General features: G+C 53.4%; 19 protein-coding genes. 12 read left to right on the top strand and 7 right to left on the bottom strand.

Going from position 1 to position 25988, the window contains the following annotated elements:
* Positions 1 to 623 precede the first annotated feature (623 nt).
* The 3 genes from HDE75_RS27050 to HDE75_RS24420 all read left to right on the top strand — a co-directional run bounded on the left by HDE75_RS27050 (position 624) and on the right by HDE75_RS24420 (position 3139).
* Positions 624 to 902 (top strand): BLUF domain-containing protein, encoded by a 279-nt coding sequence (locus HDE75_RS27050; protein WP_183681825.1) that lies wholly within the window; start codon positions 624 to 626, stop codon positions 900 to 902.
* 6 nt (positions 903 to 908) lie between these two features.
* Positions 909 to 1868 carry a response regulator gene (locus HDE75_RS24425; RefSeq protein ID WP_183681828.1) on the top strand — a complete coding sequence of 320 codons (960 nt, stop codon included), beginning with the start codon at positions 909 to 911 and terminating at the stop codon, positions 1866 to 1868.
* 608 nt (positions 1869 to 2476) lie between these two features.
* A complete protein-coding gene (locus HDE75_RS24420) occupies positions 2477 to 3139 on the top strand; it encodes a CCXG family PEP-CTERM protein (RefSeq protein WP_183681831.1) in 663 nt (220 codons plus the stop codon).
* A 158-nt stretch (positions 3140 to 3297) separates the two neighbouring features.
* On the opposite strand, the gene HDE75_RS24415 is transcribed toward HDE75_RS24420, so the two are convergent.
* The 5 genes from HDE75_RS24415 to HDE75_RS24390 form a co-directional block, all read right to left on the bottom strand.
* On the bottom strand, positions 3298 to 3870 hold the full coding sequence (locus HDE75_RS24415) for a hypothetical protein (RefSeq protein WP_183681834.1): 573 nt from the start codon (positions 3868 to 3870) through the stop codon (positions 3298 to 3300).
* Positions 3871 to 3958: 88 nt separating this feature from the next.
* Positions 3959 to 5914 (bottom strand): cytochrome c/FTR1 family iron permease, encoded by a 1956-nt coding sequence (locus HDE75_RS24410; RefSeq protein ID WP_183681837.1) that lies wholly within the window; start codon positions 5912 to 5914, stop codon positions 3959 to 3961.
* A 188-nt stretch (positions 5915 to 6102) separates the two neighbouring features.
* A complete protein-coding gene (locus HDE75_RS24405) occupies positions 6103 to 7002 on the bottom strand; it encodes a LysR family transcriptional regulator (protein WP_183681840.1) in 900 nt (299 codons plus the stop codon).
* A gap of 218 nt (positions 7003 to 7220) precedes the next feature.
* Positions 7221 to 7934 carry an SDR family oxidoreductase gene (locus HDE75_RS24395; protein WP_183681845.1) on the bottom strand — a complete coding sequence of 238 codons (714 nt, stop codon included), beginning with the start codon at positions 7932 to 7934 and terminating at the stop codon, positions 7221 to 7223.
* A 27-nt stretch (positions 7935 to 7961) separates the two neighbouring features.
* Positions 7962 to 8726, bottom strand: a complete 765-nt coding sequence (locus tag HDE75_RS24390; protein ID WP_183681847.1) for an SDR family NAD(P)-dependent oxidoreductase — start codon at positions 8724 to 8726, stop codon at positions 7962 to 7964.
* 386 nt (positions 8727 to 9112) lie between these two features.
* Between HDE75_RS24390 and HDE75_RS24385 the strand changes: the two genes are divergently transcribed.
* From HDE75_RS24385 to HDE75_RS24370, 4 genes are read left to right on the top strand one after another with little or no spacing between them, the layout of a single operon-like run.
* Entirely contained in the window at positions 9113 to 10333 is a 1221-nt protein-coding gene (locus tag HDE75_RS24385) for a site-specific integrase (protein WP_183681850.1), read from the top strand.
* On the top strand, positions 10333 to 11868 hold the full coding sequence (locus tag HDE75_RS24380; protein WP_183681853.1) for a site-specific integrase: 1536 nt from the start codon (positions 10333 to 10335) through the stop codon (positions 11866 to 11868). Before HDE75_RS24385 ends, HDE75_RS24380 begins: the two co-directional genes overlap by 1 nt.
* Positions 11865 to 14186, top strand: coding sequence for a hypothetical protein (locus HDE75_RS24375; protein WP_183681856.1), 2322 nt, complete (start codon positions 11865 to 11867; stop codon positions 14184 to 14186). Before HDE75_RS24380 ends, HDE75_RS24375 begins: the two co-directional genes overlap by 4 nt.
* Positions 14183 to 14680: a hypothetical protein gene (locus HDE75_RS24370; protein WP_183681859.1), complete on the top strand. Its 498-nt coding sequence runs from the start codon at positions 14183 to 14185 to the stop codon at positions 14678 to 14680. Before HDE75_RS24375 ends, HDE75_RS24370 begins: the two co-directional genes overlap by 4 nt.
* A gap of 48 nt (positions 14681 to 14728) precedes the next feature.
* Here the strand turns inward: HDE75_RS24370 and HDE75_RS24365 are convergent, their stop codons facing one another.
* Positions 14729 to 14974, bottom strand: coding sequence for a helix-turn-helix domain-containing protein (locus HDE75_RS24365; protein WP_183681862.1), 246 nt, complete (start codon positions 14972 to 14974; stop codon positions 14729 to 14731).
* A gap of 117 nt (positions 14975 to 15091) precedes the next feature.
* On the opposite strand from HDE75_RS24365, the gene HDE75_RS24360 reads away from it, so the two are divergent.
* Complete coding sequence (locus HDE75_RS24360) at positions 15092 to 15487, top strand: hypothetical protein (protein WP_183681865.1); 396 nt, start codon at positions 15092 to 15094, stop codon at positions 15485 to 15487.
* A gap of 134 nt (positions 15488 to 15621) precedes the next feature.
* Complete coding sequence (locus HDE75_RS26885) at positions 15622 to 16089, top strand: antitoxin VbhA family protein (RefSeq protein ID WP_260174332.1); 468 nt, start codon at positions 15622 to 15624, stop codon at positions 16087 to 16089.
* A 303-nt stretch (positions 16090 to 16392) separates the two neighbouring features.
* Here HDE75_RS26885 and HDE75_RS24350 read toward each other — a convergent pair whose 3' ends face one another.
* A complete protein-coding gene (locus tag HDE75_RS24350; protein ID WP_183681868.1) occupies positions 16393 to 17508 on the bottom strand; it encodes an HNH endonuclease in 1116 nt (371 codons plus the stop codon).
* A 402-nt stretch (positions 17509 to 17910) separates the two neighbouring features.
* Between HDE75_RS24350 and HDE75_RS24345 the strand changes: the two genes are divergently transcribed.
* From HDE75_RS24345 to HDE75_RS24335, 3 genes are all read left to right on the top strand, one after another.
* The gene (locus tag HDE75_RS24345; protein WP_183681871.1) at positions 17911 to 18960 is read left to right on the top strand and encodes a hypothetical protein; all 1050 of its coding nucleotides are present in this window, start codon (positions 17911 to 17913) and stop codon (positions 18958 to 18960) included.
* A gap of 219 nt (positions 18961 to 19179) precedes the next feature.
* The gene (locus HDE75_RS24340; RefSeq protein ID WP_183681874.1) at positions 19180 to 19407 is read left to right on the top strand and encodes a hypothetical protein; all 228 of its coding nucleotides are present in this window, start codon (positions 19180 to 19182) and stop codon (positions 19405 to 19407) included.
* A complete protein-coding gene (locus HDE75_RS24335) occupies positions 19400 to 25972 on the top strand; it encodes a hypothetical protein (RefSeq protein WP_183681877.1) in 6573 nt (2190 codons plus the stop codon). The genes HDE75_RS24340 and HDE75_RS24335 overlap by 8 nt, the downstream gene beginning before the upstream one ends.
* Positions 25973 to 25988: the final 16 nt, after the last annotated feature.

Raw genomic sequence — 25988 nt, 5'->3', positions numbered from 1 at the left:
TAAATGCTGCCCAACATAAGCAGCTGCTCCTATTTCCAAGCAATACACGCGGTCTACAGCCAATAGCTACCTTTCATCCCGAACAGTTCATGAGTGCCAGTATCCCCTTGAGCCACGTTAGCAGCATAATTCTCCTTGTCTTTTTGGCAGAAGACGCGCTACCGAAGAGCGACGCGGAAATATGATTATGGATAATGTATCCAGATATCAGAGTGCACTATTAAAATAATAATTTTATCATTTTTAACAGATTGACTAAAAATGTATTAATCTATAAATCGTATCCTGGAGATAGATATTTTTTAAGAAGTAGGTAGTACTTATGTGAAATGAGAGTACTATGATTCATTCGATTACTTCCATAAGTAAAATTAAATTGGCGAAGATGATTTTATAGACTTCTTATAAATTGTTTCTATAAATTGAATTATTATATCAGTAATTTTCAAGCGGAAACATTGCCTATTAAGCCATCATGAAATAGTGAAAACCGGTGAAGATAAGGCAGGATGGAAGGTGCTTTCCCATGGCGAAATTTACCTGCCGCAGTTTTTTTAAAACGCCAAAATTTATGCCGATCGGAGAAATTACTACGTTGTGGCGTATGAAAGGAATGATTCCTGATGATACGTATTTTTTACCTTGCTCACACCGCCGTTACGATATCGGAGGCTCAGGTACAAGATATTCTGGTAACGTCTCATCGTAAAAACGGGCAGACTGGTGTGACTGGTGTTCTCGTTTATACGGGAAATATGTTTGCTCAGATTCTGGAGGGGCCAGAATTAGCGGTACTTCGTCTATATGTAAAGATTACAGCGGATCAGCGAAACTTCACGATCACCATTTCACCGTATCGATACACAATGAGCAAGAGCGTTCTTTGTTGTCGGACAATCTGAAACCATATGAAAATTCGGCAAACATTTCACTCACCAATCTTGATCCTTAGTGACACCATGCGCGATACTGGACAGGTACGTGACGTACTGGATGGAGAATTCGATAATATCAGCTTGTCTAGCGATCCAGAAAATATGGCTGCCGAATTCGATGCAAGGCCAGCCGATGTTTTGATCCTGGCATTTGACACTCTCGAAAAATCGGAGCGTAATTATTTGTCACTCTACCGACAAAGCGCGAAATTGCCTCTCCATCCGCATCGGACTATCATCTTGAGTAGCAAGGACAACGTGGCAGCGAGCTACCAGGCTTGCCGGAAAAAGTTGTTTGACGATTATGTTTTGTTTTGGCCGATGTACTATGATCGTCATCGTTTGGCGATGTCCATTCATCTAGCACTTAGCCATCTGGCTGATCGTGGCGTGATAACCCAGCCCGATTCCACCTGGCAGAAACCTGATGAAATATTTAAAGAACTGTGCGTGTCTATCAAGCGAGCTATAGGAACGCCTGATATTCAGGAACTTCAAAACCAGCCTATGGGAGGAGGACTTGCTGTTGCCGAACGAAAAATCACGTTTGACTCAGTTAAGACATTGCCTATTGTTATGATAGTTGACGACGATGAATTCATGTGTAAACTATTGGGTGACATTCTTGAGGAGGCTGGCTATCAAATATTGGTGGCGCACGGAGCAAGCGAAGTGTTGTCAACGATACGCAAGCAGCTGCCAGATCTGATTATCATGGATATTTTAATGCCAGGCGTAAATGGTATAGAGATTGCACAGCACTTGAAGGCCGTGCCTAGGTGGGCTTTAATTCCACTCATCATTGTGACCGGGAATAGTGATCACAATATAGTCAACGAATGTTTGAAAATCGGAGTGGTCGACTTTATTATCAAACCTGTAGAGCGCACAGGTTTTTTGAATAAAGTGAGGAGTGCCTTGCAACGAAATTAAAATACTGATTGCTTGCAGTACCCTGGAAGTAGTCTTTAACTTCATCAAGATACCTGAACTTTAGCCTGTAATAGCCATTTTACGGCGCATCATTTATGATGTCGCAAGATGCGACCACACAAAACTCTCACTAGAAAATGAATTGAACTCATTCTATGGGGTGATTTTTTATATCATATATGCCATGCTGTTACATTGTGTGGTGGGCCTTGGTATGAGAAGAACGATACACAATGAGACAGCATTGACGTTTCCCATAGTGAAAAAAACAATGTACGTCTTAAAACAGACTGATCTTGGCCTGTCAACAGAGCCTTATAATGTTGCGTTAAAGAATTTTTGGTAATAAAAAATACTTTTCTTAATAATTAGGCTAGAATACAAGCATATTCTCACCTGATCCGTCAACCGTTTGATCTAGTCTTGGTAACCCGAACCCTTGCCAGAACACTTGCAACGCATACACATTGTCGTTGTGCCCCCGCTCTTCTTTGCGGGAGATCATCCCACCGGCCGCTCATTCCCTCGTTATTGCCAGCGCACCGCTGACACGCCCTAAAATTGCGTAGCTTCAGTTGAAGCGCTCCCATGCCCTCACTGGATACACAATGAAAAATTTTCCTAAAATAGCCCTGTCACTGATTGCTTTCGCCACGTTCGTGCAGGCTAACGCCAGCACCATCACGTTCTCTACCGGCTTTTCGGATGCCGGGACTCAAGCTAGCGCGGCAGCTTACCAGTCCGTCGTCGATGCGGCCGTCGCCACGCCGGGCGCAGGCTATGGTACGACGACGATTGCTAACTACGATAACGTCACCAATAGTAGCCTGTTCGGCAGTGGCAAGAACATCGCATTCAGATCGACCATCAATTTTGGCGTCAGCGCGGCCGATGCAGGTGCTTGGAGCTTCCGTGCCGGCGTGGATTTTGGCAACGGTGGTGCGGTTTTCCTCGACGGCGTGGCGCTGGATTACAAAACGAATGATATGTGGTGGGGCGACAATTACAATAACTCGAGCCAGTTCTTGAGCGGCTCCGGTAATTTATCGGCTGGTAACCATACCTTGACCATCTATGGCCTGGAAAATTGCTGCGATGGCGGCCAGCAAGCGCAATTCAAGGTTGGAAGCAATAGTTTCACCAGCTTCGCTGCCACCGATGGCCTGGTGTCAGCCGTGCCGGAACCATCGACCTATGCCATGCTGCTCATCGGCTTGGGTTTGCTGGGTTTTACTGCGCGCCGCACACGTTCCGCCCAGTTCAAAGCCTGATTGAAAAAGCCCGCTGATGCAGTGATACATCAGCGGGCTTCTTGCCAGGAATTTCTATACAAAGGCTGCACTAGGCCCATGCTAGCGTCGGCGCAGGACATAGCACTGCCAAATCAAATATTAAAAGTATCGCCACCGCCCATAGCGGCCACAAACTGTTACAGGCTGGCGATCCAGTCTTCAAATTCCTTCGCCAAACCTGGAGGATTGGCCAATCGGGTTTGTGCAGCAATCTCGTCATAGTATTCGAGTTCATGCACGACAATCGGGATCGGCCGTGAAAAGCACTGTTCGATAACGCCGTTTTCATGCAGTGCCCGTGCGATCCGAACACATGCGTCTACAAAGTAGGCTGTAATGTCGCTGGCTATGCGCATACACCGGTCAAAGTCGGCTTTTTCATCTTCATCTGAGTACCAAAGCCCGCGTGCCTTCAGTAGCTCTTCCAGCATTTTCCCGCCTTCCGTCCCGGGTTCGGCTATGTATATCAATTCGTTCTGAAGCCAGAAAGCGAAGTTCCATTTTGCTTCTTCGGCATTGGACGCCGAGGGCGTGCATTGCGTCCAATGCGTCAGTGTGTTGTAGCCAAGTTGCAGAACCGGATAACGCGGATCGTCGTCGTTATCTTCAATGAAAAATGACAAGGCGTAGATATCCGGGATGGTCGGCGTATCGATGTTCGCCAACGCAGTACTAATGTGGCGGTAAGAGAATTGTTCAAAATCATTCATAGGGCGTCGTTTTTAAAGTTGACATACCGACGTGCAAGGAAGCGCCAACAGCGGCACGGGCAACTCCCCGTGCCACCATCTGGCAAGATCAGGCGACCTTGTTTTTGCCAGCAGCGATCCGGTTCCAGCCATAACCGATGATGACGATGGCCAGGATGGCTGCTTGCGCTGCCAGGGTTTCCAAAGTAGGCAGGATGCCCAGGATGTCGACGCGGATGAAATCGACGGGGTTCACGCCTACCCAGCCAGCTTCCTGCAGCGCGGCCACGCCTTTGCCCATCAGTATCACGGCCAGTACGGCCACGAAGGCTGAGGTCAGCGAGAAGAATTTGCCGATCGGCATGCGGGCGCTGCTGCGCAGCAAGACCCAGGCGATCACGGCCAGCAACACGATTGCCACTAGGAAGCCGCCCAGCAGGGCGCCGCCATTGCCGTCGGCCGCCAGCGCCGAGTAAAACAGCACGGTTTCAAACACTTCGCGGTAGACGGCGATGAAGGCTAGCGCGAACAGGCCCCAGGCGGAACGGCGCGACATGGCTGCAGACAGTTTTGCGTGCAAATATTCCTGCCAGCGTCCGGCGCTGCTCTTCTGGTGCATCCACAAGCCCACGCTCAGCAGAACCAGTGCTGCAAACACGGAACCGAGTCCTTCGCTCACTTCCCGGCTGGCGCCGCTGATCGTCACCAGATAAGTTGCCGCCACCCACGTCAGGCCGCCAGCTGCCAGGGCGCTGATCCAGCCCGCATGCACATAAGGCAGCACGTCGTTGCGCTTGGCCTTGCGCAAGAAGGCGATAATGCCGATCACGATCAGCAATGCTTCCACGCCTTCGCGCAGCAAGATCGTCAGGGCGCCGACAAAGGTGGTCATCGGGTCTGCCTTGGCGTCGCCCAGTTCCGCTTCCACGTGGGTAAATAATTGATGCAGCTTGTCGCCGGCCGCATCGGCCTCGGCCACCGTGCCCTTGGCAACGGCTGAGCGATACGCCAGCATGGCGCTTTCCACCGCCAGCAACAGGGATTTATTGCGCGCGCCGACCATCGGTTCGATCGGCTCGAAGCCATCCAGGTAGGCCGACAGGCCCAGGCGCGTAGCCGCCGCGCGGTCGCCTGCATGCATGGCGGCCAGGCTTTCGGCCAGGCGCAGGCGCGACAAGGCCAGGCCGGCCGGCTTGTGCGCCTCGGCCTGGCCAGGATTGCTGCGCAGATAAGCTGTCAGCGCCTGGGCTTCATCTTCGCCCAGTTTGGCCGCCGCCGCTTCCTGCGTCAGGGTCGTCACGGCGGCCAGGTCCGTGTACAGGCTCTTGGCGCGGGCGTCTTCCTTCCACAATTTTTCGCCGTGCGCGCGCGCCGCAGCGTCATGCGACATATTGCCTACAAAAAAGGCCAGGTCCCAGCGGTCACTGTCGGACAGGGTGGCAAAACTGGCCATTGAAGTACCGGCCACGCCTTGCGAAATCACCTGGTACAGCGCCATCAGGCTGCGCGACTGCGCCCGCTCGGGGTCTGTAAAAGCGATCGGCTTAGGTTCCAGGCTGGCCGCCAGCGGACCATCGCCAGCGCCGGCCGCGCCATGACAGGAAGCGCACTGGGCCGCATACAGGGCCGCGCCGCGGGTCAGGTTCGGCAACGCTTTTGGCGCTACGGGTATCGGATAGGCGCTAATTAACAAGGCATTCGCGTGGTGCGCCAGGCGCTTGACCTCGGCGGCATCGGCCTTGGCGACCACGGCCGCGCGCAAGTCGGCGATGGCGGCGGCAACGCCAGCCTTGGCAGCATGGGCGGGCAGGGCGGTGATCTGCGTGGCTGCGTTCTCGGTGAAATCGAGCATCTCTGCATATTCCGCCTCGCTGACCACCTTGCCATGCTCGACGGCGCCGCTGTAATCGACGGCCACATAATCAATCAACTGCCACAACTGCCTGGCTTCAGCCCCTTGGTCAGCCCCCTGCGCCTGCGCGCCGCCCGCCAGCAAGCTGGCCGATAAAACGGCTGCGGCCACCAGCGGATTGCAGATGAGCCATTTTTTCATCTTCACGAACATGATTCTCATTCTCATTCATTATCAAGCCGACCACTATAGGACAGGCACTGCAGGGTGTCAACGGCGTGAGGGTACAACGCCGCATCGCTGGCAGCAGCGTTTACTGAAAGTTACCCGCTAGGCTATGTGGTGGCCAGCTATTCAAACACCTTGCACTGTGGTGGTCTATGCCGACACGGAAAATCGCTTCAGGTTTTGCTATTGGCACGCATGAAGTCTATCAAGGTTCTCAGTGCAAGCGGCATTTGCCGTTGTTTCGTATAGTAGGCAAAGAAACCGGGAAATGTCGGGCACCAGTCGCTGAGCAAAGGCACAAGTTTCCCTTCGTCGACGAGATACTGCAAACGATGTTCGGCCCACATCATGATCCCCACTCCCTGCAACGCGGCAGAGACAGCCAGGCTGCGGTCGGTGATGGTGAGCGGTCCCTTTACTTCAATCGCCAGCTTTTGCGTTCCCTTTTCAAACTCCCATTGATAGTGTCCTTGCGTACCGTGTTGACGCCAGTTGATGCAGCGATGCAGGTGAAGATCGCGCGGATGTTCGGGATGCCCGTGCAAGGCAATGTAGGCGGGCGATGCAAGCACAATTTGCCGGAGGGGAGGGCTTACAGGGAAAGCGATCACATCGTCCTCAAGATATTCTCCCAGTCTGATGCCGATATCAAACGCGCCCTTGACGAGATCTTTTATCGAATCATCGACCGTGATGTCCAGGACAATCTCTGGATAAGCGGCGCAGAATTCACCAAGCAAGGGTTCAAGCAAATCCGTGAACGCAATCCTGGGGGTAACCAGTTTGATTTTCCCCGTAGGCGTATCTCGCAGATCCGCGAGGTCCTCCAGCATGGCATCGAGTTCATGCAGCACCGGCGTGAGGCGCTCCAGCAAACGTGCGCCGGCTTCGGTCAGTGAAACGCTTCTTGTCGTTCGATTCAGCAAGCGTATGCCAACCCTCGCTTCCAACTCACGCACGGTCTGGCTTACCGACGAAGCGGACATCGAAAGAATTTCTCCGGCGCGTGCGAATCCTTGCTGATTGGCAACGCAGGAAAAGACCTTCAGTTCCGTGAACTCATTACCGCGCACCTTATTCTCCTCCCTCTGGATGTACACAGATTGTGCATCAAAACTTAATGAATGTATCAACTTTCATGACGATAACGCGTGCGCCGCATCCATGCCATCGGGTAATTGACGATAGCGGCATCGCTAGCAGAACTGTCTGATATGGCTGACAAACCAAGAAAAACGCTGCTGCGTAACAATTCGCAGCGGCGTTTTTCTTCTTGAAATGCATACGGTGTTCACCAGGCCAACGGTTGGTCCTGGTAGTCAAGAAAGAGGTGATCCTTGCAGCCCATATGACGTTCGACAACAGCGGCAACGCCACTGACACTCGACTCCAGATCGATCTCCGCCTCGACCGTGCCATCGAGGGTGCCCATGTCGGTTTTTGCCCATCCCGGATGGATGCTCAGGACAGTGCGTCCGCTGCCTTTGAGATCGGCGTACAGGCCGCGCGCCAGGATGTTCAGCGCGGCCTTGCTGGCTCGATAGAGTTCCAATCCTCCCTCGACATTACCGCTGACGCTGGCGCGGTACGATGACATGAAGCAAATGGTCGGAGCAGGGCCAGTCAAGCGGGCGCTGAGCCGGCGTGCGATGCGCACCGGGCCAATCGCATTGGTCATCATAATTTGCGTGACTTCTTGAGGGGTCGCTTCAAGCACCGATTGGTGCAGCGCTCCGAAGATGCCGGCATTCATGAAAATGACATCGAATTGACGTTCCCCCAGTGACTTTTCGAGTTCATCGATGTGCTCAGCCTGGGTCACGTCTATGTAAGCAAGCCCGAGGCGGGCCGCATCCTGGCTGCCCACAGCCGTCAGCGCATCCACGTTGTCTCCATGGCGGGCGGTGCCGACTACATGCCAGCCACGGTCAAAAAACTGTTGGGCGAGGCCAAGGCCAAGACCGCGTTCAGCGCCAATAATCAGAATATGTTTTCTTTTTGACATGATAATTCTCTCTATGAGGATGTGGATTTATTGTGCGGTATAGCCACCGTCCGCCATGATGGTGGCGCCGGTGATGAAGCTGGCGTGCTGCGACGCCAGAAACACGATGACCCTGGCGATTTCCGAGGCCTGGCCAACCCGGCCGATGGGATGGAGATGGTCATAGCTGGCCAGGGTGGCACGACTGTCTTCGACCATACCGTCCAGGATGCCGGTTTCGACGACACCCGGCGCGACGGCGTTAGCGCGGATGCCACGATTGCCATATTCGACGGCAACCACCTTGGTCAGTTGGGCGATTGCGCCCTTGGACGCTGCATACACCGCCGTCTGCGGCATGCCGACTTCGCTGACGATGGAGCTAACGTTGACGATCGCTCCATTGCCGCGGTCCAGCATGATCCGCAATGCTTCGCGGATATGAAGAAAGGTACCGCGCGCATTGACTGCCATAATGCCGTCCCAGTCCGCGACACTCATCTCAAGGACTGCTTTGTTCATGGTTCGCCCGGCGTTATTGACGAGAATGTCAACTGTGCCGAAATGCTCCAGCGCCAACGCTATGGCGCGCTTCGCCGTTTCTTCCTCAGCCACATCGCCCACCAGGGCGACGACTTGTCCGGTGCACGCGAGTTCGCTGACGGCTGGCTTGATATCTTCAGCGATGACTTTGACGCCGTGCGCGACAAGCAGCGCCACGGTCGCTTTGCCAATGTCGCCGGCAGCGCCGGTCACGATCGCCACCTTGCCATCGAGGCCGAAGGTCAGATCGATATTGCGATTGATTTGCATACTTGCTTTTCCTTTCTATCGTCGTGTTATCTTTGTCTGTTACGCCAAGCCTGGCCATGCTGTGGCCAGAACCTGAGCACAAAGTATGCACTTGACGATTACAGAGAAAAAGCTGGCTAATCCGAATACATTGTGTGATTTCTTATATAGAATCTCGACGTGGTGGGCTGGGCAATGGCACTGAGCATGCCCGACAATAGCGGCAAGGGAATGTTTTAGAGTGCTTTCAGCCGAGAAGAGGAGTTCTCTCTTCAATCCTTTATTTTACATAATATAAATTATGCGAAGGGACGGTAGTTAACGAGCTGTTGCGTATTTTCCTCAAGTACCAAATCGCATACCCGATTAATGGTATGTTTAGGTGTTGCGGTGAACTTAGGATGCTGATGCTAATTCAACTTGCCGATGCGCACATCCCTTCGAGCCTTTCCGGTCCGGTTCTGGTTGACCGGCATGGTCTGCCGCGCTATTGGACAGTCGTATGGTCAGCCGCAGTCGCTGGCGCCCTGGCGGACTCGACACATATAAAGAAGCTGCGCTACATCGAAAATCTATACCAACACGCTGATGAACTATGTGGACACGGTTCACTGGACGACGCGCTTGGCACATTGAATGATTGCCGCCTGGCTGACATGCTTGAATCATGGTTCATTTCCATCCGCAATCAAGCCGTGACGACAGAAGCTGATGAGACACGCTGGCAAGTAGGATTTGGTTTTGTGACCTCGATTGTGTCTTGGATAGCAAAAAGCGACACTCACAGGACATTGCGCCTGATCGAAAGCCGACTTCATCAACTAGCAGTCCTGTACAGCCAGTTCCGCGTGAAGAAGCGAAATACGCCAGAAATGCTCCGTTCGTTGCCGGCGTCTACCGTTGAGGTGTTGTATCAGATCTTAGACCCCGAATCCAAAGATAATCCGTTTCCTCGCGTTCAGACGCGCTGGCGTGTGTATGTGGCGTTTATTCTGATGCTCCACCAGGGATTACGGCGCGGCGAGGTTTTGTTACTTCCCGCGGACGCAATTAAGAGCGCTTTTGACGCAAAACTGGGACGTGATCGGTGTTGGATCAACGTTCGGGAAAATGATTACGAAAGCGCTGCCCAAGATCCTCGCTATTCCAAACCGAGCATTAAAACCAAGAATTCGATTAGGCAGATTCCGACCAGCGAAACCACGGCACGCATTATTGAGTCATATGCTAGTAATTATCGAGGCCGCCCTCAGCACTCATTTCTGCTAAATTCCAAGTCTAACCTACCATTATCGACTGAGGCGCTTACGAAGGCATTTTCTGTGATATCAAGTAGACTTCCAGCTCAAGTGGTCAGGGAACTAGAGTCGCGTACAGGCAAGACGACTGTTACACCGCATGATCTTCGTCATACCTGTTCAGTTGTTCGTCTACATCAGTTACTTCAGCATGGCGACTCGATGGACGAGGCATTGCAAAAAATGAGAACATTCTTCGGTTGGTCACGCCAGTCAACAATGCCATCTCGCTATGCTCGGGCTGTCTTTGAAGATCGGCTTGCGGGCATTTGGAACAATGCATTTGATGATCGAGTCGCCCTGTTACGCGCGATTCCAAAGGAATATTAATGGAAAAGCAGCTAGCTTTTGATCTGGACAGTCCAGAAATCGATGACGCTGCATTGACTACATTTTGTGCCAGGCTGCAGCCGCTGCCTTCTGTCATCAGGTACTACGATGAGTTCGACGACAAAACACGATCAATTCCTGGTCCGACTGAAGAAAATATTTTCGAAATTTTTTTCCACGGGCGCTGCTTAAAGGTGAGCTTTGTCCGACGCAATTCTCATTGCGCTCTCGTACTCAAACACACTCTTGTTATGATGCTCGAACAGGATCTCAGCGCTGCGACCATAGCAAGCTATTTCTCCAAGCTGCATCACCTGACTGACCACGATCTAACGGCTCTGCTACAAGCAAGCCCACTTGAAATCGGAAATTTATGGTCTAAAATGCGCGCACGCGAACTGGGGGCTGGAGTGTACATTCTAGCAAAACACATTCTGCATTTGCTATGTACATATCATTGGAATGGGTGGTCTCATGATTACCGAGATTTCCTGCGCACGACGCTTCCCCTTCCTGCAGTCGATAAATATGCGGCGGTTCGAGGCGGCGACGTTTTTCTATCTCCTGAAGATGAAGCGCCAATTGTGCGCCATTTAGACGATCTGGTGACTCGCCTGCGAGTAGGGGAGCATATCCCCCACCCTGCCCTAGCTGATGCAGGAATGATGTTGTGTGCATATCAGTTTGCGATGCGTCCTGTGCAAATAGGCATACTGGATGCGCGACATGTACGAATCTGGAATGATGGTATTGAAGATGATCCAGCTGTTCACCTAACCTTTCACATGGCTAAGCAGCGAGGTAATCGGCACCGAGTCCAATTGACAAGACGAGTCAAGCGCGAATGGGTACTGATATTTGTTTACTTAAAGGCCTATTTAGACAAAGCCACTACAGACGGCGCTGAAAAATTCTTTCAGGTAAAGTCCGCTCAAGAGGTGAGCCGGCGAATTTCTTCGCTTGTTCGCCAACTGACCGGTTCGGATGATCTGGGCACTGCTACGGATTTGCGCCATACCGCAGCACAGCGACTAGTCGATGCCGGCGCTGGTCATGAAGAATTGGCTGAATATTTGGGACATGCTCATACAAACACAGGGCTGATCTATTACGCCACATCTGCTTCGCATGCCGAACGGGTTAACCGGGCATTGGGGGCTTCAGAAGTGTATCGTCGCATCGCAAAAATTGCACATGACCGTTTTATCTCGCCCGACGAGCTGGCCTTACTTAAAGATGAGCAACAAATTGCAGCGATTCCGCATGGGATTCCGATCTCCGGCATTGGTGGATGCAGTTCAGGGCAACCATCGTGTCCGTACAATCCAGTCGCATCATGCTACGGATGCCGTAAGTTTATGCCTGTCACAGACAATGGTCTGCATAGCAAGGTCTTAGGTGATATGCGGGACATCGTACTTTTTTTTGAGCGAAGTTCACGGGCAGATTTAAAGTCGCCAACTTATATGCAGCTTCAACGAACAATCAGCGAGATTCAAACAGTCATGGACGAAATTGAAGGTGGCGGTGCATGAGCCCACACTACAAATCCTTCGTTGAACTCGGAAAATCGTTAGCCGTCAGTAAGGAGCTTACTTGGGATTTCAAGAGCAACGGCGACGGCTATGCTGTCGACGATGCTGGTTGGAACTTGACGACGTGCGTGGGCGATGTCCCTCCCCCAGCGTATTATCTGCGCGACCTGGGTACTGATGCCAAAACACTCAGTATCATCAATGTCGAACGCGCAGCGTGCGGACTCGTAGCGTTACATCAATGTGCCCTTTCGTCTGCCTGGCAAGACTTTATTAAAGCGGCAGTCATCGAGCAATTACTAGTCAAACGGAACTCTTCTGGATACGTTTATCAAAGCATCGCGCGCCCTCTTCGCGTCATGGCAACGTGTGTAGAAAGAGAACCGTGGGAACTTACATTGGACGACCTGCAGTATGCCATTCGAATTGCAACGTCCGTGCAGGCGTCCGGCAAACTTGGCGACCTCGTTGCCGGATTGGTCAAGGTCATCCTGGATACCAATCATATTTGTGATGCTGGCCAAATGTATGCTCTGCTTGGGGTACAGAGAGTTCAAGTGACCAGCGTGAGATCACGACAGACTCTGTCCGAAGACGAGCTTCGCTCAAAGCTGGAAGAGCGTAAACGCGTCGAACGACTGCCCTCTCGTCGAGCATTTTGGGAGTTAGTACGTATTGTAATGACTGAGCGTCCGCAGTCGTTCATGGATGAACTTCGGTTCGCTGCGACTCGCACGATGATCATTACTGGGTTGCGCGCTGGTGAGGTTACCCTCCTTCCGGTCGATTGGAAGCGTGAACGAACTTATGTTGATGCGAAAGGCCAAGGTTCAGGACAAGTGGGAGGATTTTCCAGTGCACTTATGCTTCGGCACTTCGCGGAAAAGCAGCAAGAGGAAGAGTCGGACAGTCGAATATTGCGGGAAAGTACACAGGCGGTACCGGAGATGTTCCGTACTCTATTGACCGAAACCTTGGAAAGAGTTGCTTGTATCACAGCTCCGCTTCGGGAAACGTTGAAAATGCAATGCGAAACTGGTCGACTGTTGCCATGGTTTCGCGAAGACGAGGTTGTCCCGTTCTCAGATATCTACACCCGTCTCAGTGGCAATCCATTCTGGCTTGGCATAGAACGCGACCCTTTTATCAACGAGTATCGTAAGGATTTTGACCCGGCCATATTACGTGAGCTACACAAATTTCAGGCTGAGAAGTCCCTTGGATCTACCCGAAAGCTCGATATGGCAATTTACATGTTCGGAAATCGCTTGCAAAAGCAAATGCGTGCCGGCGAAACTAGTATGCGCTTCCGCACCTCAACAGGTGTTCCGATTTATGACGAAGCAAGAATGTCTTGGAACAATACCTATTTGAATGTGGGAGAACTGGAGGAGCACATTCGAAAAATGACCCCTTCCAAAATGCCGGACCTCTTACCAATGACCGCCGATTCTGGTGTAATTCAGTCTTGGCAATTGCTCTTCTTGCATCCAAAGCGTTCTCTCTCCGAAGAGCGCAATGACGGGATTTGCGACGTTACGCGCTACTTTTCGATAAGTCGTCCTGACTCGCGTTTGGTGGGCATAGGACTAGGTGATCACGACAAGATCCCATCTCTGTTCGAGCGCTATGGCAAGACTAAGGCAGACCAAGAATTGCGTTTAGAGTCCCACATGTTGAGACACTTACAGAATACTGAGCTCTTCCGGTTAGGCGTAGCCGATACGATTATTTGGAAACGCTACAATCGCCGCAGTGTGGCACAGAGCTATGAATACGACCATCGCAGTTTAGCTGAGGAACTTGAACAGATTTCAATTCCCGAAGAGGTTGAACTGTTGCTTGGAGAAAAGGCCACCACAGTAGCTAAGATGATCAAAGGCGGCAAGGCCAGCGGTCCTATTGTTGAAGCATTCGTCCGAATTCAAGCTAAGGATGGCGATGCTGCGGCGTATGAATACCTACGCGTCGAGGCGGACGGATTTCACGCAACACCCTACGGTCATTGTCTAAATTCCTTCACAGTGGACCCCTGCCCTAAACATCTAGAATGTTTTGCGAATTGCCGCCACCTCTCCGCAACAGGGCTGCCTGAAAACAAGGTAAATCTGATTCGCCTTGAAGGCAAATTTAGAGCAGCAATCGAGACAATACGGGCGCGAACATCCAATAGCATTGGGTGGAAGAACCAGCTTCAGCATGCTGAAGAAAGGCTTGCCGGAGTTCAAAGGCTTCTTGTTACACCCGATGGTGAGCGGGCCTTCCCAGACGGGGTGGATCTGTCAATTCCGCGTGCGCGTGATGTGGTGGACGAATGAGCGAGGGAAAAGCAATGCCGGAACACGAGGCTGCGATGCTAGGAATTCTCGAGATGCTGCTGGCGGACGACCAGGACATCACCGCACGTGCCGTCGCGCGTTTGCACCCCACTATCAAAGCTGCGTCATCGATTACGCGTAACGAGTCCAGGAGTGCTCTTCTGGCTGACTACCAAGGGCGTCAGCATGAGTATAGGGCATGGCGTGGCCGCGTCGGAAAGCAGTCCGCTGTTGAAGCGGCCGCAGCTTTGGCCAAGAAAGAACGACGGATCGTCGAACTGGAAGCCAGCGTTCAAACTTTGACTGCCGCTCATGTTGCTCTGTTGCGTGCTGTTGGAGCAATGGGGGGATTCAGCAAGTGGGCGCAATTCTTCGAGGGTCATCAAGAGGTACTGCGCGCGCTGACGGATTTGGGGGCGATACCGGATAACGTGACTAACATTCAAGAAGAACTTGCTACAAAGCACCTCTCACACAAAGCCAAAAGAAAATGAAGTGAGCGCGCCAATATGATTTTCTGATGCTTAGGAGCAAGAATCTACTTAGATTCCTGCATGCAGAAGCAGCTCGGAGGGAGCACAATGCAATGCACGTGAAATTCGTATTATATTTACAACACTGACATTTCGCTCTCCACGCTCAATCTTCCCCATGTGACTTCTGTCAATCGAAGACCGATGTGCCAGCTCCTCCTGGGAAAGACCTAGGTTCTTACGCAACTCACGGATGGTACCGCCAATTGCTTTTAAATAAACGTCATAATCTGAGGTTTTAGAGGCAGAATTCATACCCCATGTTCAAATTTTCGGGCAAAATAGGCCACGGCATTTACGACCCATTTTCAATGTGCGGGATTCCACACGCACTGGGGGGCAAAGTAGATGAGACTAACCAGGGGGAATTCGATGAAAGAACCTTTGCCACCATTAATGGATCTAGTCGAGCTTAAGAAAGATATACTAGATAAACATCCGAGTGCTGCCCTCCCCTGCCAGCTCTCGGATTTTTGGCTTGATAGGATTGCAGATAGCCTTGATCAAGTTCTGGAAAACCCATGCGATGAGTCACGCGACTACTTGGCAGGGCCTCTTGCTCTTGTCGCTCGTTTGTTGTTTGCCCGTTCGTCGTCAAGTGAGCTGGAAGTTAGTCAGTTGCACCTCTATGAATACCTGTGTGCGTACCGTGTTGAAGTTGCCCTAGAGGTAATGAATCGCCGAACGGACCTCAGAGCTACCTCAGCTTCACTAGAGACTATTTTTACCGACAGACCACTAACATCCTCTTATGCCTATCCAAAATAAGCATCGACCCGCTACTCACGCCCGGCGAAGGCAGGACCAGAGACAGCGCGCCTGTGGGCCTATGTGTGCGATGACCGGCCCGCCGGCGATACCGGCTGCCGGTAATGTGGTTCGCCTAGATGGAGGAAGAGAGTATGGATACTGCTAAGAAAGAGCGACGTACACGCGTTGGAATCATGCTCGCCAACTTTAAGCGAGAAGGCGGCGTGCCCGACGCTGAGCACATCGCATTGTTAGGCCGCTATATTGAAGGAAATGTCACTTTCGGCGACCTGTTCGATCACGCCTGGGAATACGTCACGACCACGCAGGAAAGAGAGCAAGCAAGGTGCGATATCGAAGACGTTTCTGCGCAACTCGTTCGACTAAGTAAGGAATACGACGAGAGCTGCACTACCTATGATGAGGATCGTAGACAGGCGACCTTGGCCAGTATCGGAATGAGCGCTGAGCAACGTAGGCGTCAGGACGCAGTCGACTTCGCGCGTTCTTCGTTATTTCTATCAGGGCTTAAGGTGAGCGAAACCTGCGAACAGGAAGTCGCTCGTTTTATTCGAGGAGAAATCAGTATTGACGAATTTTTCTCGCTAGGAGGTCCGTAAATTGGATACGGTTCTACGTCCTCAGTGATAACTATTAGATAGTCGACCTGATTACGCTATATACCAGACACAGCAAATCGTTTAGTTAGCGCCGCTTTCCTCAGCGCGGCCCGCCAGCTCCCTTCTAAACATGCGAAGCGATTCCCATTTCAGAAATGAATGCGGAAGGACATCGTTGAAGTGCATACCCGTGGGCTTGTTACGGATTTTTCGCCCCCCTTAAGCACAGGGTCTAATCAGACGGGGCCGTGAAGCGACGCCGCGGAAGTTGGTATCCGCCACGCCCCATTCTTAAAGCTACGCTCAAGAGGCCCGCCGAGCGAATATTTCGCGATGCTGTGCAAGGTAGCGGCGTTGCTCCGGGCTAGGAACCCTGCGCAGCCGCGCGGGCAGACCAAGCAGGCTTCGTTGTTCGGGCGAGATGGAGAGGCAGACGAGCATCTCCCCGGAATCGTCGAACGATATCAGATGGCAATCGAAGAGGGCGTCGATGTTAACGGCCAGTAGCAGCCCGTTCTCGGGGTCGAGCCGCTCCTTGTTCTTGCTCCCGGCCCATGGCTTGATGTGCGACGCGCGCAGGACCTGGTGAACGTCGCAGCCGCTTACGGAGCAGACGCCATCCCAGAGCCGAAAAAGGTCCTGGCGGAACTTGCCCTGCCCTAGCCGAGCTTGGATGAGCGCCTCGCGTGTGGTCGGGTCGAGCCCCTCCTCTCGCTCAATCCGGGCGATATCGGTGGCTCGGTCAGGCTCGTCGGAGCCGAGCCTGGCCAGGATGTTGTCTAGCGCCGGGCTGGGCTTGGCGGGTCGGACGGAGCTGGCGATGAGCGAAGCCGTTGCCCGCGATATCTTCTGGTAGCTGCCGAACATCTTTATGAGGAAATTTTTTCCGGTGATCTCGTGTGGGTTCAGGAGCACCGGATCGTCGAGCCAGTGGAACAGCTCGGGCGGGCAAATCCAATTGGCGGACCATTGAAGCTCCTGTGCCCAATGCGCCCGGAACTTGTCCACGTCGTCCCCATAGCATTTTTTGACGGCCGGGACGCTCCAAGTCTCCGCCCAGCGATCCATCCCGCCCGCGATACTGTTGGAGTATTCGCGCCGCTTCTGTGCGTGCTGCTCGGAGATCAGGCTTGTCGCGCCGCCCGCGATTCCGACCAGGTATTGGTGGCCCGCGTGGGAGGCAATCATGAAGACGAAAATGTCGCCGGGATAGTCGTCCAAGGGTTGTTTGCCGAACGGTTCAGTGTGGAAGGTCCGCATACGCCGACCATCCACGAGGACGGTCGAGTTCTCGGACGCGTTCCATTCCTCGTGCCCAAAGCCGTGGTCCTTGGGATAGCCAGAGGTAACCTTCTCACCGCTCGGGCCTTTGTAGCCTTTAGTATTCCAAACTACGGGCTTCAAAAAGTAGAGCGGCATGCCGCGATCTCCTATCGGGTAGGCGAGTTGGGACAAAGAGCTAGAGCCTCTCCATGAATTCATTCTAAACGGTTTCTAAGATCCTCCTGTGAAATATAAGCTACATGGAGACTGCATTGAACCTACTCCGCTCAGCGTGCTTTGGCCGCAGCAACTACCTGTTCGCCGGCGCCGACGGCGAAGACGAACGCGCAGCGGCGATCTACTCGCTGATCGACACGGCCATCCAACTGTGAAGATCAGCGGACAAAATCACTCGCCCGCCGGTGCAAAAGCGCCAATCTTTGAGGTCTTGCCCAACACCTCGAAGAATCTTGAAAGAGTTCTCAATTATTTAATTGCCATCTGGAAATTCCTATTAAATAATAGCACTTTCAAAAATATAGATATAAATCCCACACAATGACAGCGCCACAGAACCTCCCTCCTTCATCAAAACCACCTTTCTACGAAAGAATTCTTGATAAAGTTATCGAAAGCCCATTTGCTACGCTCTGGAACTTGACCGCGATCCTCGGTGGTCTAATTGCATTAATCTATTTTACGCAGCTCGGCTATCTACCTGATCTGGACATTAAAAGTTCGGCAGCGTTCTTCTTTGGAATTGCCGTGGTTAGTATTTTTCTTATCGTATTATTGGTTGTCGTCTTTAGCATTCCCAGCTGGATGTTACGCAGCGAAGTACAGGCAGCAGCGGCCCTTGCACAGAAACGTTGGGAACCAGGTGTCCGCGTTGCACTTAACGGGTTTCTTGCCGCATTTTTCTACTTGCTTATGATCGGTTGCTTTGGCCTTGATGCAGGAAACGAAGAACTGGCAGGCTATATTAAATGGGTTAGTAGTATCGGGATGATGACCTGTATCATACTTATCGCACTCACTGTCTTCAAGCCTATTCTTCATAATTTTACACTTCTGCTTGCATGGTTAATGGTCACGCCTTCATTCTGGTTGTTGGCGATGTTACGCGTCCGTACGCCTGAAGGTCCACTTTCGTCACTGGCTCTTGCTGGAGTACTTATAGCAGTCATAGTTATCGCAAATGCAATATTAGCAGCTATACGCTTTGATACACGCAAGGCATGGTTGGTATCCACGGTGCTGGCACTGGCGCTGCCGATAACTTATTTGACATTGCCGTCTGACGGGCCGGGCATTCCTGAAAGTGTTTTCAAAAAATTGTCACTTGGCGGCATAACCAATACCGTCGTTATAGTGAAATTGCCTGCCTGCGACGCGGTGAATGTGCTGCAAAAGAACGCTTGCATGCCACTTCCCGCCAAGCAAATCGGCTGCATTATTCCTACATTGATGGCAAACCGCCTTGGGGAATACCTATTAGTATTTGAATCCGGTGACAGGAAAATCAAGGTTCCACTGCAAAAAAGCGATGTTGTGGTCTGGAGCAGCTCCACAAAGAAGCCCACTTGCCAAATTGAAGTAGCGTCATGAAGAACAAAGGGCGTTGCGCTTTGACGGGGCCTTTGACCGGCTCGCGGCATTCGCGAGAGTATGGCGGGCGGCTCAGACTGACAGGGGCAATTCAGCTAGCAAACGAACATCTTTAGACTGTTTTAAGCCATATTCAATGACGAAAAGCAGTATTTTTGGGTGGCTCGTGAGCGCCGAGTCAACTCGCGGCAATTCACAGCATTTATTGCGCAAGCCCTGGTGAAGGCATTTTCACGCGGCAAAAAATCGATCACGTTGTTGACTGAAGAGCTGAACGTGAACCACCATACGTTAATATATTGCATGAAGAATAAATCAGCCATTCCCGCTGCCGCTGCTGGCACCAAAGAAAAACGACCGCAAGACTGGACTCCAGCCGAACAGCTTATAGCACTGCAAGAAAGCCTTGGTTGGATGACGCAGGTACGACAAGCCGATCATGATTGACGACGATACTGGCACAACGCCGATAAAAATCGACAAAGTTCGAGCATCAAAGGCGGGCCATGCCTTTCATGAAGCTTGGGCGGCGCGTACCGCCCTTGAACTCCTGCCACCGCTGACAAACCTTACAGCGATCACGCTTGAAGGTTTCGACGCGCAGGACGAGCAGAGTTTGGAAATCGGCGCGGTCGAGATTGCTGATCTTGTTCGGTATTACGGCGCCACGGATGTTGCACGGGCGCATCGGGTCGAGGTTGTCCAGTTCAAATACTCGATCGCGAGCGCCTCGAAGGCAGTTCGAGCTGCTGACCTGGCTTCAACTCTCTGCAAGTTTGCTGTAACCGATGCTGAGCTGCGGGCGACCCATGGCGATGACCACGTTCTTGCCGTAGTCCGCTATGAATTCGCGACAAACAGACCCATACACGAGAACTTGGGGAAAGCGATTTCTACGTTCATCGCAGGCACGCAAGAATCTGGTGATATTGCTAGCCAAGCAGGCCAGATCGTAGAAACCATGAAAAGCTATCCTCATCCATTTGCTGACCTGCTGCGACGCTTGGACTTGGTGGGCAGTAAGGGGAGCCTGACAGAGGCTGAGCGTGCGATTTCCACAACTCTTGCCGCATGGAGCGAACCAGGAGACCCTGATGCGGAGAAACGCCTGCTCAAGTTGCGGAACCTTATCAGGATCAAGGCCGGTCCTGGTAGCGAGAAGGACAAACGAGTTGATCGGGTAGCGGTCTTGGCTGAGTTGGAAGTGGAGCACGAGGATCGGCTATATCCCACGCCTGACGCGTTTCCCGAAGTTGAAATCGTCATTCACCGCGACGTCCTTGGCGATATTGCTGGCCTCGCCCGTGAAACGGGCCTTCCTCTCGTTGTCCATGCGGCGGGCGGGATGGGAAAGACGGTTCTGATGCGAGGTCTCGCCGACCGATTGCAAGCCGATGGCCCCGTGGTGCTCTTCGATGGTTTCGGCGCTGGTCGCTGGCGGGATCCTGCCGACGGCCGACATCTCCCGGAAAGAACGCTTGTCCACCTTGCTAACCTTATGGCCGGGCAAGGCCTGTGCGACATTCTATTGCCGGTAGTTGATGTAACAAGCTTGCTGAGGGCGTTCCGCAGACGGCTCGCCCAGTCGGTGGAGACAGCTAGGCAAACTCGCAGCGATGCATGTGTTTCGCTGGTGCTCGACGCAATCGACCACGCTGGGCTTGCCGCGCGGGATACTGTAACATCATCGTTCGCACACCTTCTCATGCGTAGCATCAGCGTAGATCCGATCGATGGCGTACGCATCGTTGCATCGTGTCGAACTGAACGGCTCGCGCTGGCAACCGGTGGTGCTTCGCACCGTCCTTACACCATCCCACTATTCACTAATTCCGAAGTACGTTCTCTTGTTGAGCTGCGCGTGCCGAATGCGTCAGCTCACGAGATCGCCGCTTTGCAGACTCGGTCAGGCCTTAACCCACGCTGTCTGGATAACCTGATTACCATTGGGCGACCGTTTGATCCCGTGTCTTTCCCAGACACGCTAGGAGAGCCGCAAGATTTGCTAAGCGAGCTGATTCGCAAGCGCCTTACCGAAGCGCGTGAAACTGCACTCGCTCGCGGTGCAAGCGATGTCGACATTGATCTCTTGCTTACAGGCATTGCCTTGCTGGCCCCCCCGGTTCCTATTGCAGAGCTTGCTGCGGCACACGGCTTGATCGCAGAGCAGGTTGAAAGTTTCGCTGCCGACCTCGCCCCTTTGCTTGAGCGAACGCCTCACGGTCTGATGTTTCGAGATGAGCCGACCGAGACCCTGATCCGATCGAGCTATGGCGCGAGCCAAGTTGACCGAGACCGCGTAATCGCCACACTCCAAGAACGCCAGCTCACTTCAAACTATGCAGCTCGGGCACTGCCTGCGTTGCTCACCTCCTTGCGCGATGCCGATCAGCTCATTGAACTGGCCTATGACCTGCGTGTGCCACGAGGAGCTTCACAGGTGAGCGCACGCGATATCCGTCTATCGCGGATAACCGCCGCGATAGCTTTGGCGGGAGAGCTGAGCCGGCGAGACGACCTTCTGCGCCTGCTGTTGGAAGCGTCACTTGTCGCTGCGGGACATGAGCGATCTGACCGCTTCCTCTACGAACATCCTGACCTCACCGCAATAGCGGGTGACCCCGAAGCCTTGCGGCGGCTTTCCGCGACCAATGTTGGCTGGCCTGGGGGAAAACACGCCGCGCTTGCACTTGCGAACGCTTTCGCAGGCGACCGAGACGAGGCCCGCCGCCACGCACGGCGATCAATCGATTGGCACAATTGGGCCGCGCACAGTAAACGCAGTAAGCGTTTTAGCAAATCGAGTGCCTCAAAACAGTGGGACGATATTGGCTTCGCCTATGTCGAGATGCTGGCGGGCAATGACGTGCGCGTTGCAGAGTTTTTCGCTCGTCAAGACGACGGTGTGGCCTTCGCCAAGTTTCTGGATTTGTTCGATCTTTTGGATCGACACCAGCGTTCGGCACATCCGCCCAAAACCCGCGTCGTAATGCGGTTGTTGCGTTGCCGTGTGCCATCTCGCGCGCTCTACGCTGCCGCGCTTTCATTCGTTGGTCGTGATCCATCCTACGCCAGAGGACTTGTCGCGGCACTTGCTGCAGCACCTTCTGCTAATGGCAAAAGCGAAGGCTTGGCGATGGCTAGTGTACTGGCATCGGCACTGGCCATAGAGCTCGGCATGGAGAAAGAGGCGGCAAGCATCCTCGCTGGAACTGCACTTACACCGCCAAGCGTTTATGACTATTCCAGTCACTATCCGAGCGACCGCGCGATCCATGTGACAGTACTAGCCGCCGGTGTTAGAGCCGCTTTGAGCCGGAAGCGCCCTGCCCTAATTGACATAGCACCAGCGGAATTAATCGATTTGGTGCCTGCAAGTGCTCGATCGCGGGGCGCAGCGACCTTCAGTCTGGTGCTTAACCAGAAGCTAACGGCTCCGAAGTTCGATGGAACTCGGCACCGACGGAAGCGGCGGGGTCATCTCGACGAGGAAAAACGCTCAGACTACTCGCGTGCGCTGGGCGACCGGATTCTTCCGATGCTAAACTATGCACAGGATGTTGCCGACATCATTCGTCCGCCGGATGGAAAGACACGAGATGAGATGGTTGTTGCAGCGTTCGACAGACTCATCCGTGATGTCGAGCAGTCGTCCAACTATCCGTATCGTGATGGGAAGGCGTATCTCGCACGGAACGGTTTCCGAGTGATTTTTAATCTTGCCGATGCGTTAGGTGCGTTCAAGGCCTCGCTTGCGAAACGCATTGCCGACTGGGTCGCTAGTGCGCCAGGCCTATTCACGCCGGAGCTGACCAATTCGGTTGCTCGACTATCGCGCATCTCCCCGTGCCATGATGCTGCGCTCCTTCTTGCCGGCCATGTCGAGCGTAAGATCCAGCTCGATACCGATGTCGGATCTAGAATATCATCCTACGGTGATCTCGCTCGCGCAGTCTGGCGAGTAAGCACTGAAGAGGCTGCGGCTTATTTTCGCCGTGCGCTTGATCTTGCCGAGGCAATTGGATCGGATGATTTCGATCGTACCAACCACTTGTTGGAGCTCACCGGCCGCTATTCGGGTCCCGAACTACAGCCGGTGTCGGCACACACCCTAGCGCGGATCCTTGAGCTGAATCAGAACGAGGATGGCAAATTTCCTTGGACTGAATATGCGAAAACGATGGTACCGATTGCTGGTCGAGCGACGTTGGCTATGCTGGCACGACTGGACGATCGTGACGCGGCTCGGCTCGGACTGTCGCTGGGCCCCACGTTAACTATCCTCGTTCGTGATTCGAAGCTTTCGGTGGAGGCCGCCGTCGCTCTATTCGGCTTGGCTGCTCCAGTCGAAACGTGGACGTGGCGTATATCAGACTTCGCTTCAGAGGTCATTCGCCGTCTGCCTCACAAGCGATGGGAATGGTTCTTCGATCTCCTTCTGACCGAGATCGATCGTGAGGATCAACTATCTCCCGCACGAGAGACCATCCAGTGGCTACATGACCTCGGCGAGCACGGTCTTCCTGCCGCTTCTCATGCGCGATTAAGAATCGAGGGCCTGCTTGCGCGCCTCGGATCCCAATCAGAATCGCGAACAGTCATTCCTCCGCCGGCTGCAGTGGAGCCGGCGCCAGTCTTTCCGGCGGATCTCACGGCTGATGACATTGATCGTCAGATCCTTAATCAGAAAATTGACCAGTCAGGGCAGCGTTGGCCAGTTCGAACACTAATCTATTTGGCTAAGCAAGTGAACTCTCCCACCGAGCGCCTTGGGTTTGTCCGCGCGGTCGTTGAAACAACGGCCGCCACGCTTGTTGATAAAATCCACGCATTGAGCGACTACCTAGAGGAATGGGGAAAATCGTCAGCGGCTATGCGTGATGCTTTGCCAAACTTGGGACTGCGCCTGGCCACCAAGCATGCCGCCGAACTTGCCAGTTCAAGCAACGACGCGTGGGGCGGCTGGCGGGGGCTGGAGCAGAGTTTTCATGCCAAACGGGCCACCCTTGTCGAACATGTAGTTGCAGCACTCCGGAGTACCGTGGAAAGTCTTGGTGGTAATGCTTGGCTCGCGCTTGCGGCAAGACTGGCACCTGACGTCAGTGCCAGTGCTCTCGCGGAAGGCCTCGAACGGTTTCTGGCAAACACAGATGAAAAGTTGCCGTCCGAAGTTGGTGACGGACCGTGGAATGTGCGTTTTACAGTGCCGCCCGATGAGGCAACATTTGTAGCGGGATTCGTGTGGACGAGGCTGGGCCACCCGGTCGCAGCAATGCGTTGGCGTGCCGCCCATGCTGTTCGGCGCTTGATGACGGCTGGCCGATCAGATGTGATTGATAGGCTGATTGACCGCTTCGGGGCAACTTCGAATTTGCCTTTCGGTGATGCGAAGCTGCCTTTCTACGTAATGCATGCGCAGCTCTGGCTGTTGATGGCGCTCGCCCGCATAGCGAAGGACGCCGCTACCGTATTTATTCCCCATCGCGCATTTTTTGAACAGATCGTCTGTTCTACGAAGTTCCCGCACGTTGTCATGCGTGCGTTCGCGATAGACATACTTCGCGCGCTTGCGCCTGCACTCAGACCCGAAGAGCGCGAAGCTATGCTTGCTAAGCTTGGCTCCGCAAACCGGTCGCCCTTCCCATCAGCGCCTGGAACCGATTATCGTGAGTTCCGGTATGCAACCAGGCCCGGCTCCTGGCCGCGACCAGAAGATGGCTTTCACCTCGACTACGACTTCAACAAATATCAGGTCGAGCGTTTGTGCCACGTCTTCGCTTGTCCAGGCTGGGAGGTGGAAGACCGCATCAGTGCGTGGGTGCGGCGTTGGGACGCAACCGTGCGAGGAATGTACGTTTGCCCACGCAGTAGAAGCAATGACGAATCCTGGTCTTCGGGGTATGTTCCAGACCGAGATCGGTATGGGGGATATCTCGGATGGCATGCACTTATGCTTGTTGCCGGCGAGTTGCTGGCGACACGGGCAATTGTCGGCGACGACTGGAACGGCGATGCTTGGGCCACGTTCCTGAGGGAATACACACTATCAAGAAACGATGGCCTCTGGCTTGCCGATCTCACCGATCCCTTTCCGCTCGACCTTACCACGGAGCTGGACATGCCTATGCCGGAGAGTGGAGAGAGAAGCACCGTCCGCGAGGACAGCAATCTGCTAACACCGTTGCTCGGTTTGCAGGACGGTAAGGTGGCAGCCGACTGGCTTCAGATTGCGGGACGTTGGTCGATCGGGAGAGACACAACAGTCACGCTTCGAAGCGTAGTGGCGAATGCGAGTGATGCGCGAGCGGTGGCCATGACGGTGCTGTCATCTGAAGCATTCTTCAAATGGTTGCCCGACGATGAAGAGGAGATTGACCGTCACTTCGGCGGCGGCCACACGGTTCAGCCATGGGTGGAGACGACGCCAAACGCCGAGCGCCAACTTGATCGGCATGATCCTTATGGTGCCGCCACGGCACTCGACAGGCCTTTTCCGGCACAGTGGACGAAAGACCTGTTGGGTGCAAGTGCGGACGATCAGGTGAGCCGAAGCTGGTCAGTTGACGGGAGAACAGCGTATCGTGCCGAAGCCTGGGGCGCCGAGGGTGGACGGGGTGACTATGCTTGGAGCGAGACTGGATACCGCTTATTCATCAGTCGTGGCGAATTGCTTTCCCTGCTCAAGGTATCCGAGCGTAGCCTTGTCATCGTACTCACGCTCCAAAAATACCATAGAGGTAAGTCGAGCGGGCGTGCCGGAGACACTAGCAGCTTTACTAATCGTTCGCTGGTCGTCGTCATTGATGGGCGAGGCCAAATCTGGTCGCCGCGAGGCCTTTCTCGACAAGCCAAAGAAACCCTTGCAAAGATCGAAGCTGACCGGCGGCGCGATTTGTATCCGCGGTTTCGTGCGATCGCTGGCTTGCCTGATGAAAGGCTGTCTCGGCGCAACGATCCACCGTTTAGCGAGGAGCAGTATCGATTAGTCATCGAACGTCTATGGCCCGAATAACGGCATGGGCTCACTC

The organism is Janthinobacterium silvisoli (assembly GCF_014200725.1).
Lineage (GTDB): Bacteria > Pseudomonadota > Gammaproteobacteria > Burkholderiales > Burkholderiaceae_D > Janthinobacterium.
The sequence above is the reverse complement of the archived record's forward strand: the minus strand, read 5'-3'. Positions and strand labels throughout refer to the sequence as shown.

Coding starts and splice junctions, on each gene's coding strand:
- HDE75_RS27050 (WP_183681825.1), top strand. CDS start 624: ATGATACGTATTTTTTACCTTGCTCACACCGCCGTTACGATATCGGAG.
- HDE75_RS24425 (WP_183681828.1), top strand. CDS start 909: ATGAAAATTCGGCAAACATTTCACTCACCAATCTTGATCCTTAGTGAC.
- HDE75_RS24420 (WP_183681831.1), top strand. CDS start 2,477: ATGAAAAATTTTCCTAAAATAGCCCTGTCACTGATTGCTTTCGCCACG.
- HDE75_RS24415 (WP_183681834.1), bottom strand. CDS start 3,870: ATGAATGATTTTGAACAATTCTCTTACCGCCACATTAGTACTGCGTTG.
- HDE75_RS24410 (WP_183681837.1), bottom strand. CDS start 5,914: ATGTTCGTGAAGATGAAAAAATGGCTCATCTGCAATCCGCTGGTGGCC.
- HDE75_RS24395 (WP_183681845.1), bottom strand. CDS start 7,934: ATGTCAAAAAGAAAACATATTCTGATTATTGGCGCTGAACGCGGTCTT.
- HDE75_RS24390 (WP_183681847.1), bottom strand. CDS start 8,726: ATGCAAATCAATCGCAATATCGATCTGACCTTCGGCCTCGATGGCAAG.
- HDE75_RS24385 (WP_183681850.1), top strand. CDS start 9,113: ATGCTAATTCAACTTGCCGATGCGCACATCCCTTCGAGCCTTTCCGGT.
- HDE75_RS24380 (WP_183681853.1), top strand. CDS start 10,333: ATGGAAAAGCAGCTAGCTTTTGATCTGGACAGTCCAGAAATCGATGAC.
- HDE75_RS24375 (WP_183681856.1), top strand. CDS start 11,865: ATGAGCCCACACTACAAATCCTTCGTTGAACTCGGAAAATCGTTAGCC.
- HDE75_RS24370 (WP_183681859.1), top strand. CDS start 14,183: ATGAGCGAGGGAAAAGCAATGCCGGAACACGAGGCTGCGATGCTAGGA.
- HDE75_RS24365 (WP_183681862.1), bottom strand. CDS start 14,974: ATGAATTCTGCCTCTAAAACCTCAGATTATGACGTTTATTTAAAAGCA.
- HDE75_RS24360 (WP_183681865.1), top strand. CDS start 15,092: ATGAAAGAACCTTTGCCACCATTAATGGATCTAGTCGAGCTTAAGAAA.
- HDE75_RS26885 (WP_260174332.1), top strand. CDS start 15,622: ATGGATACTGCTAAGAAAGAGCGACGTACACGCGTTGGAATCATGCTC.
- HDE75_RS24350 (WP_183681868.1), bottom strand. CDS start 17,508: ATGCCGCTCTACTTTTTGAAGCCCGTAGTTTGGAATACTAAAGGCTAC.
- HDE75_RS24345 (WP_183681871.1), top strand. CDS start 17,911: ATGACAGCGCCACAGAACCTCCCTCCTTCATCAAAACCACCTTTCTAC.
- HDE75_RS24335 (WP_183681877.1), top strand. CDS start 19,400: ATGATTGACGACGATACTGGCACAACGCCGATAAAAATCGACAAAGTT.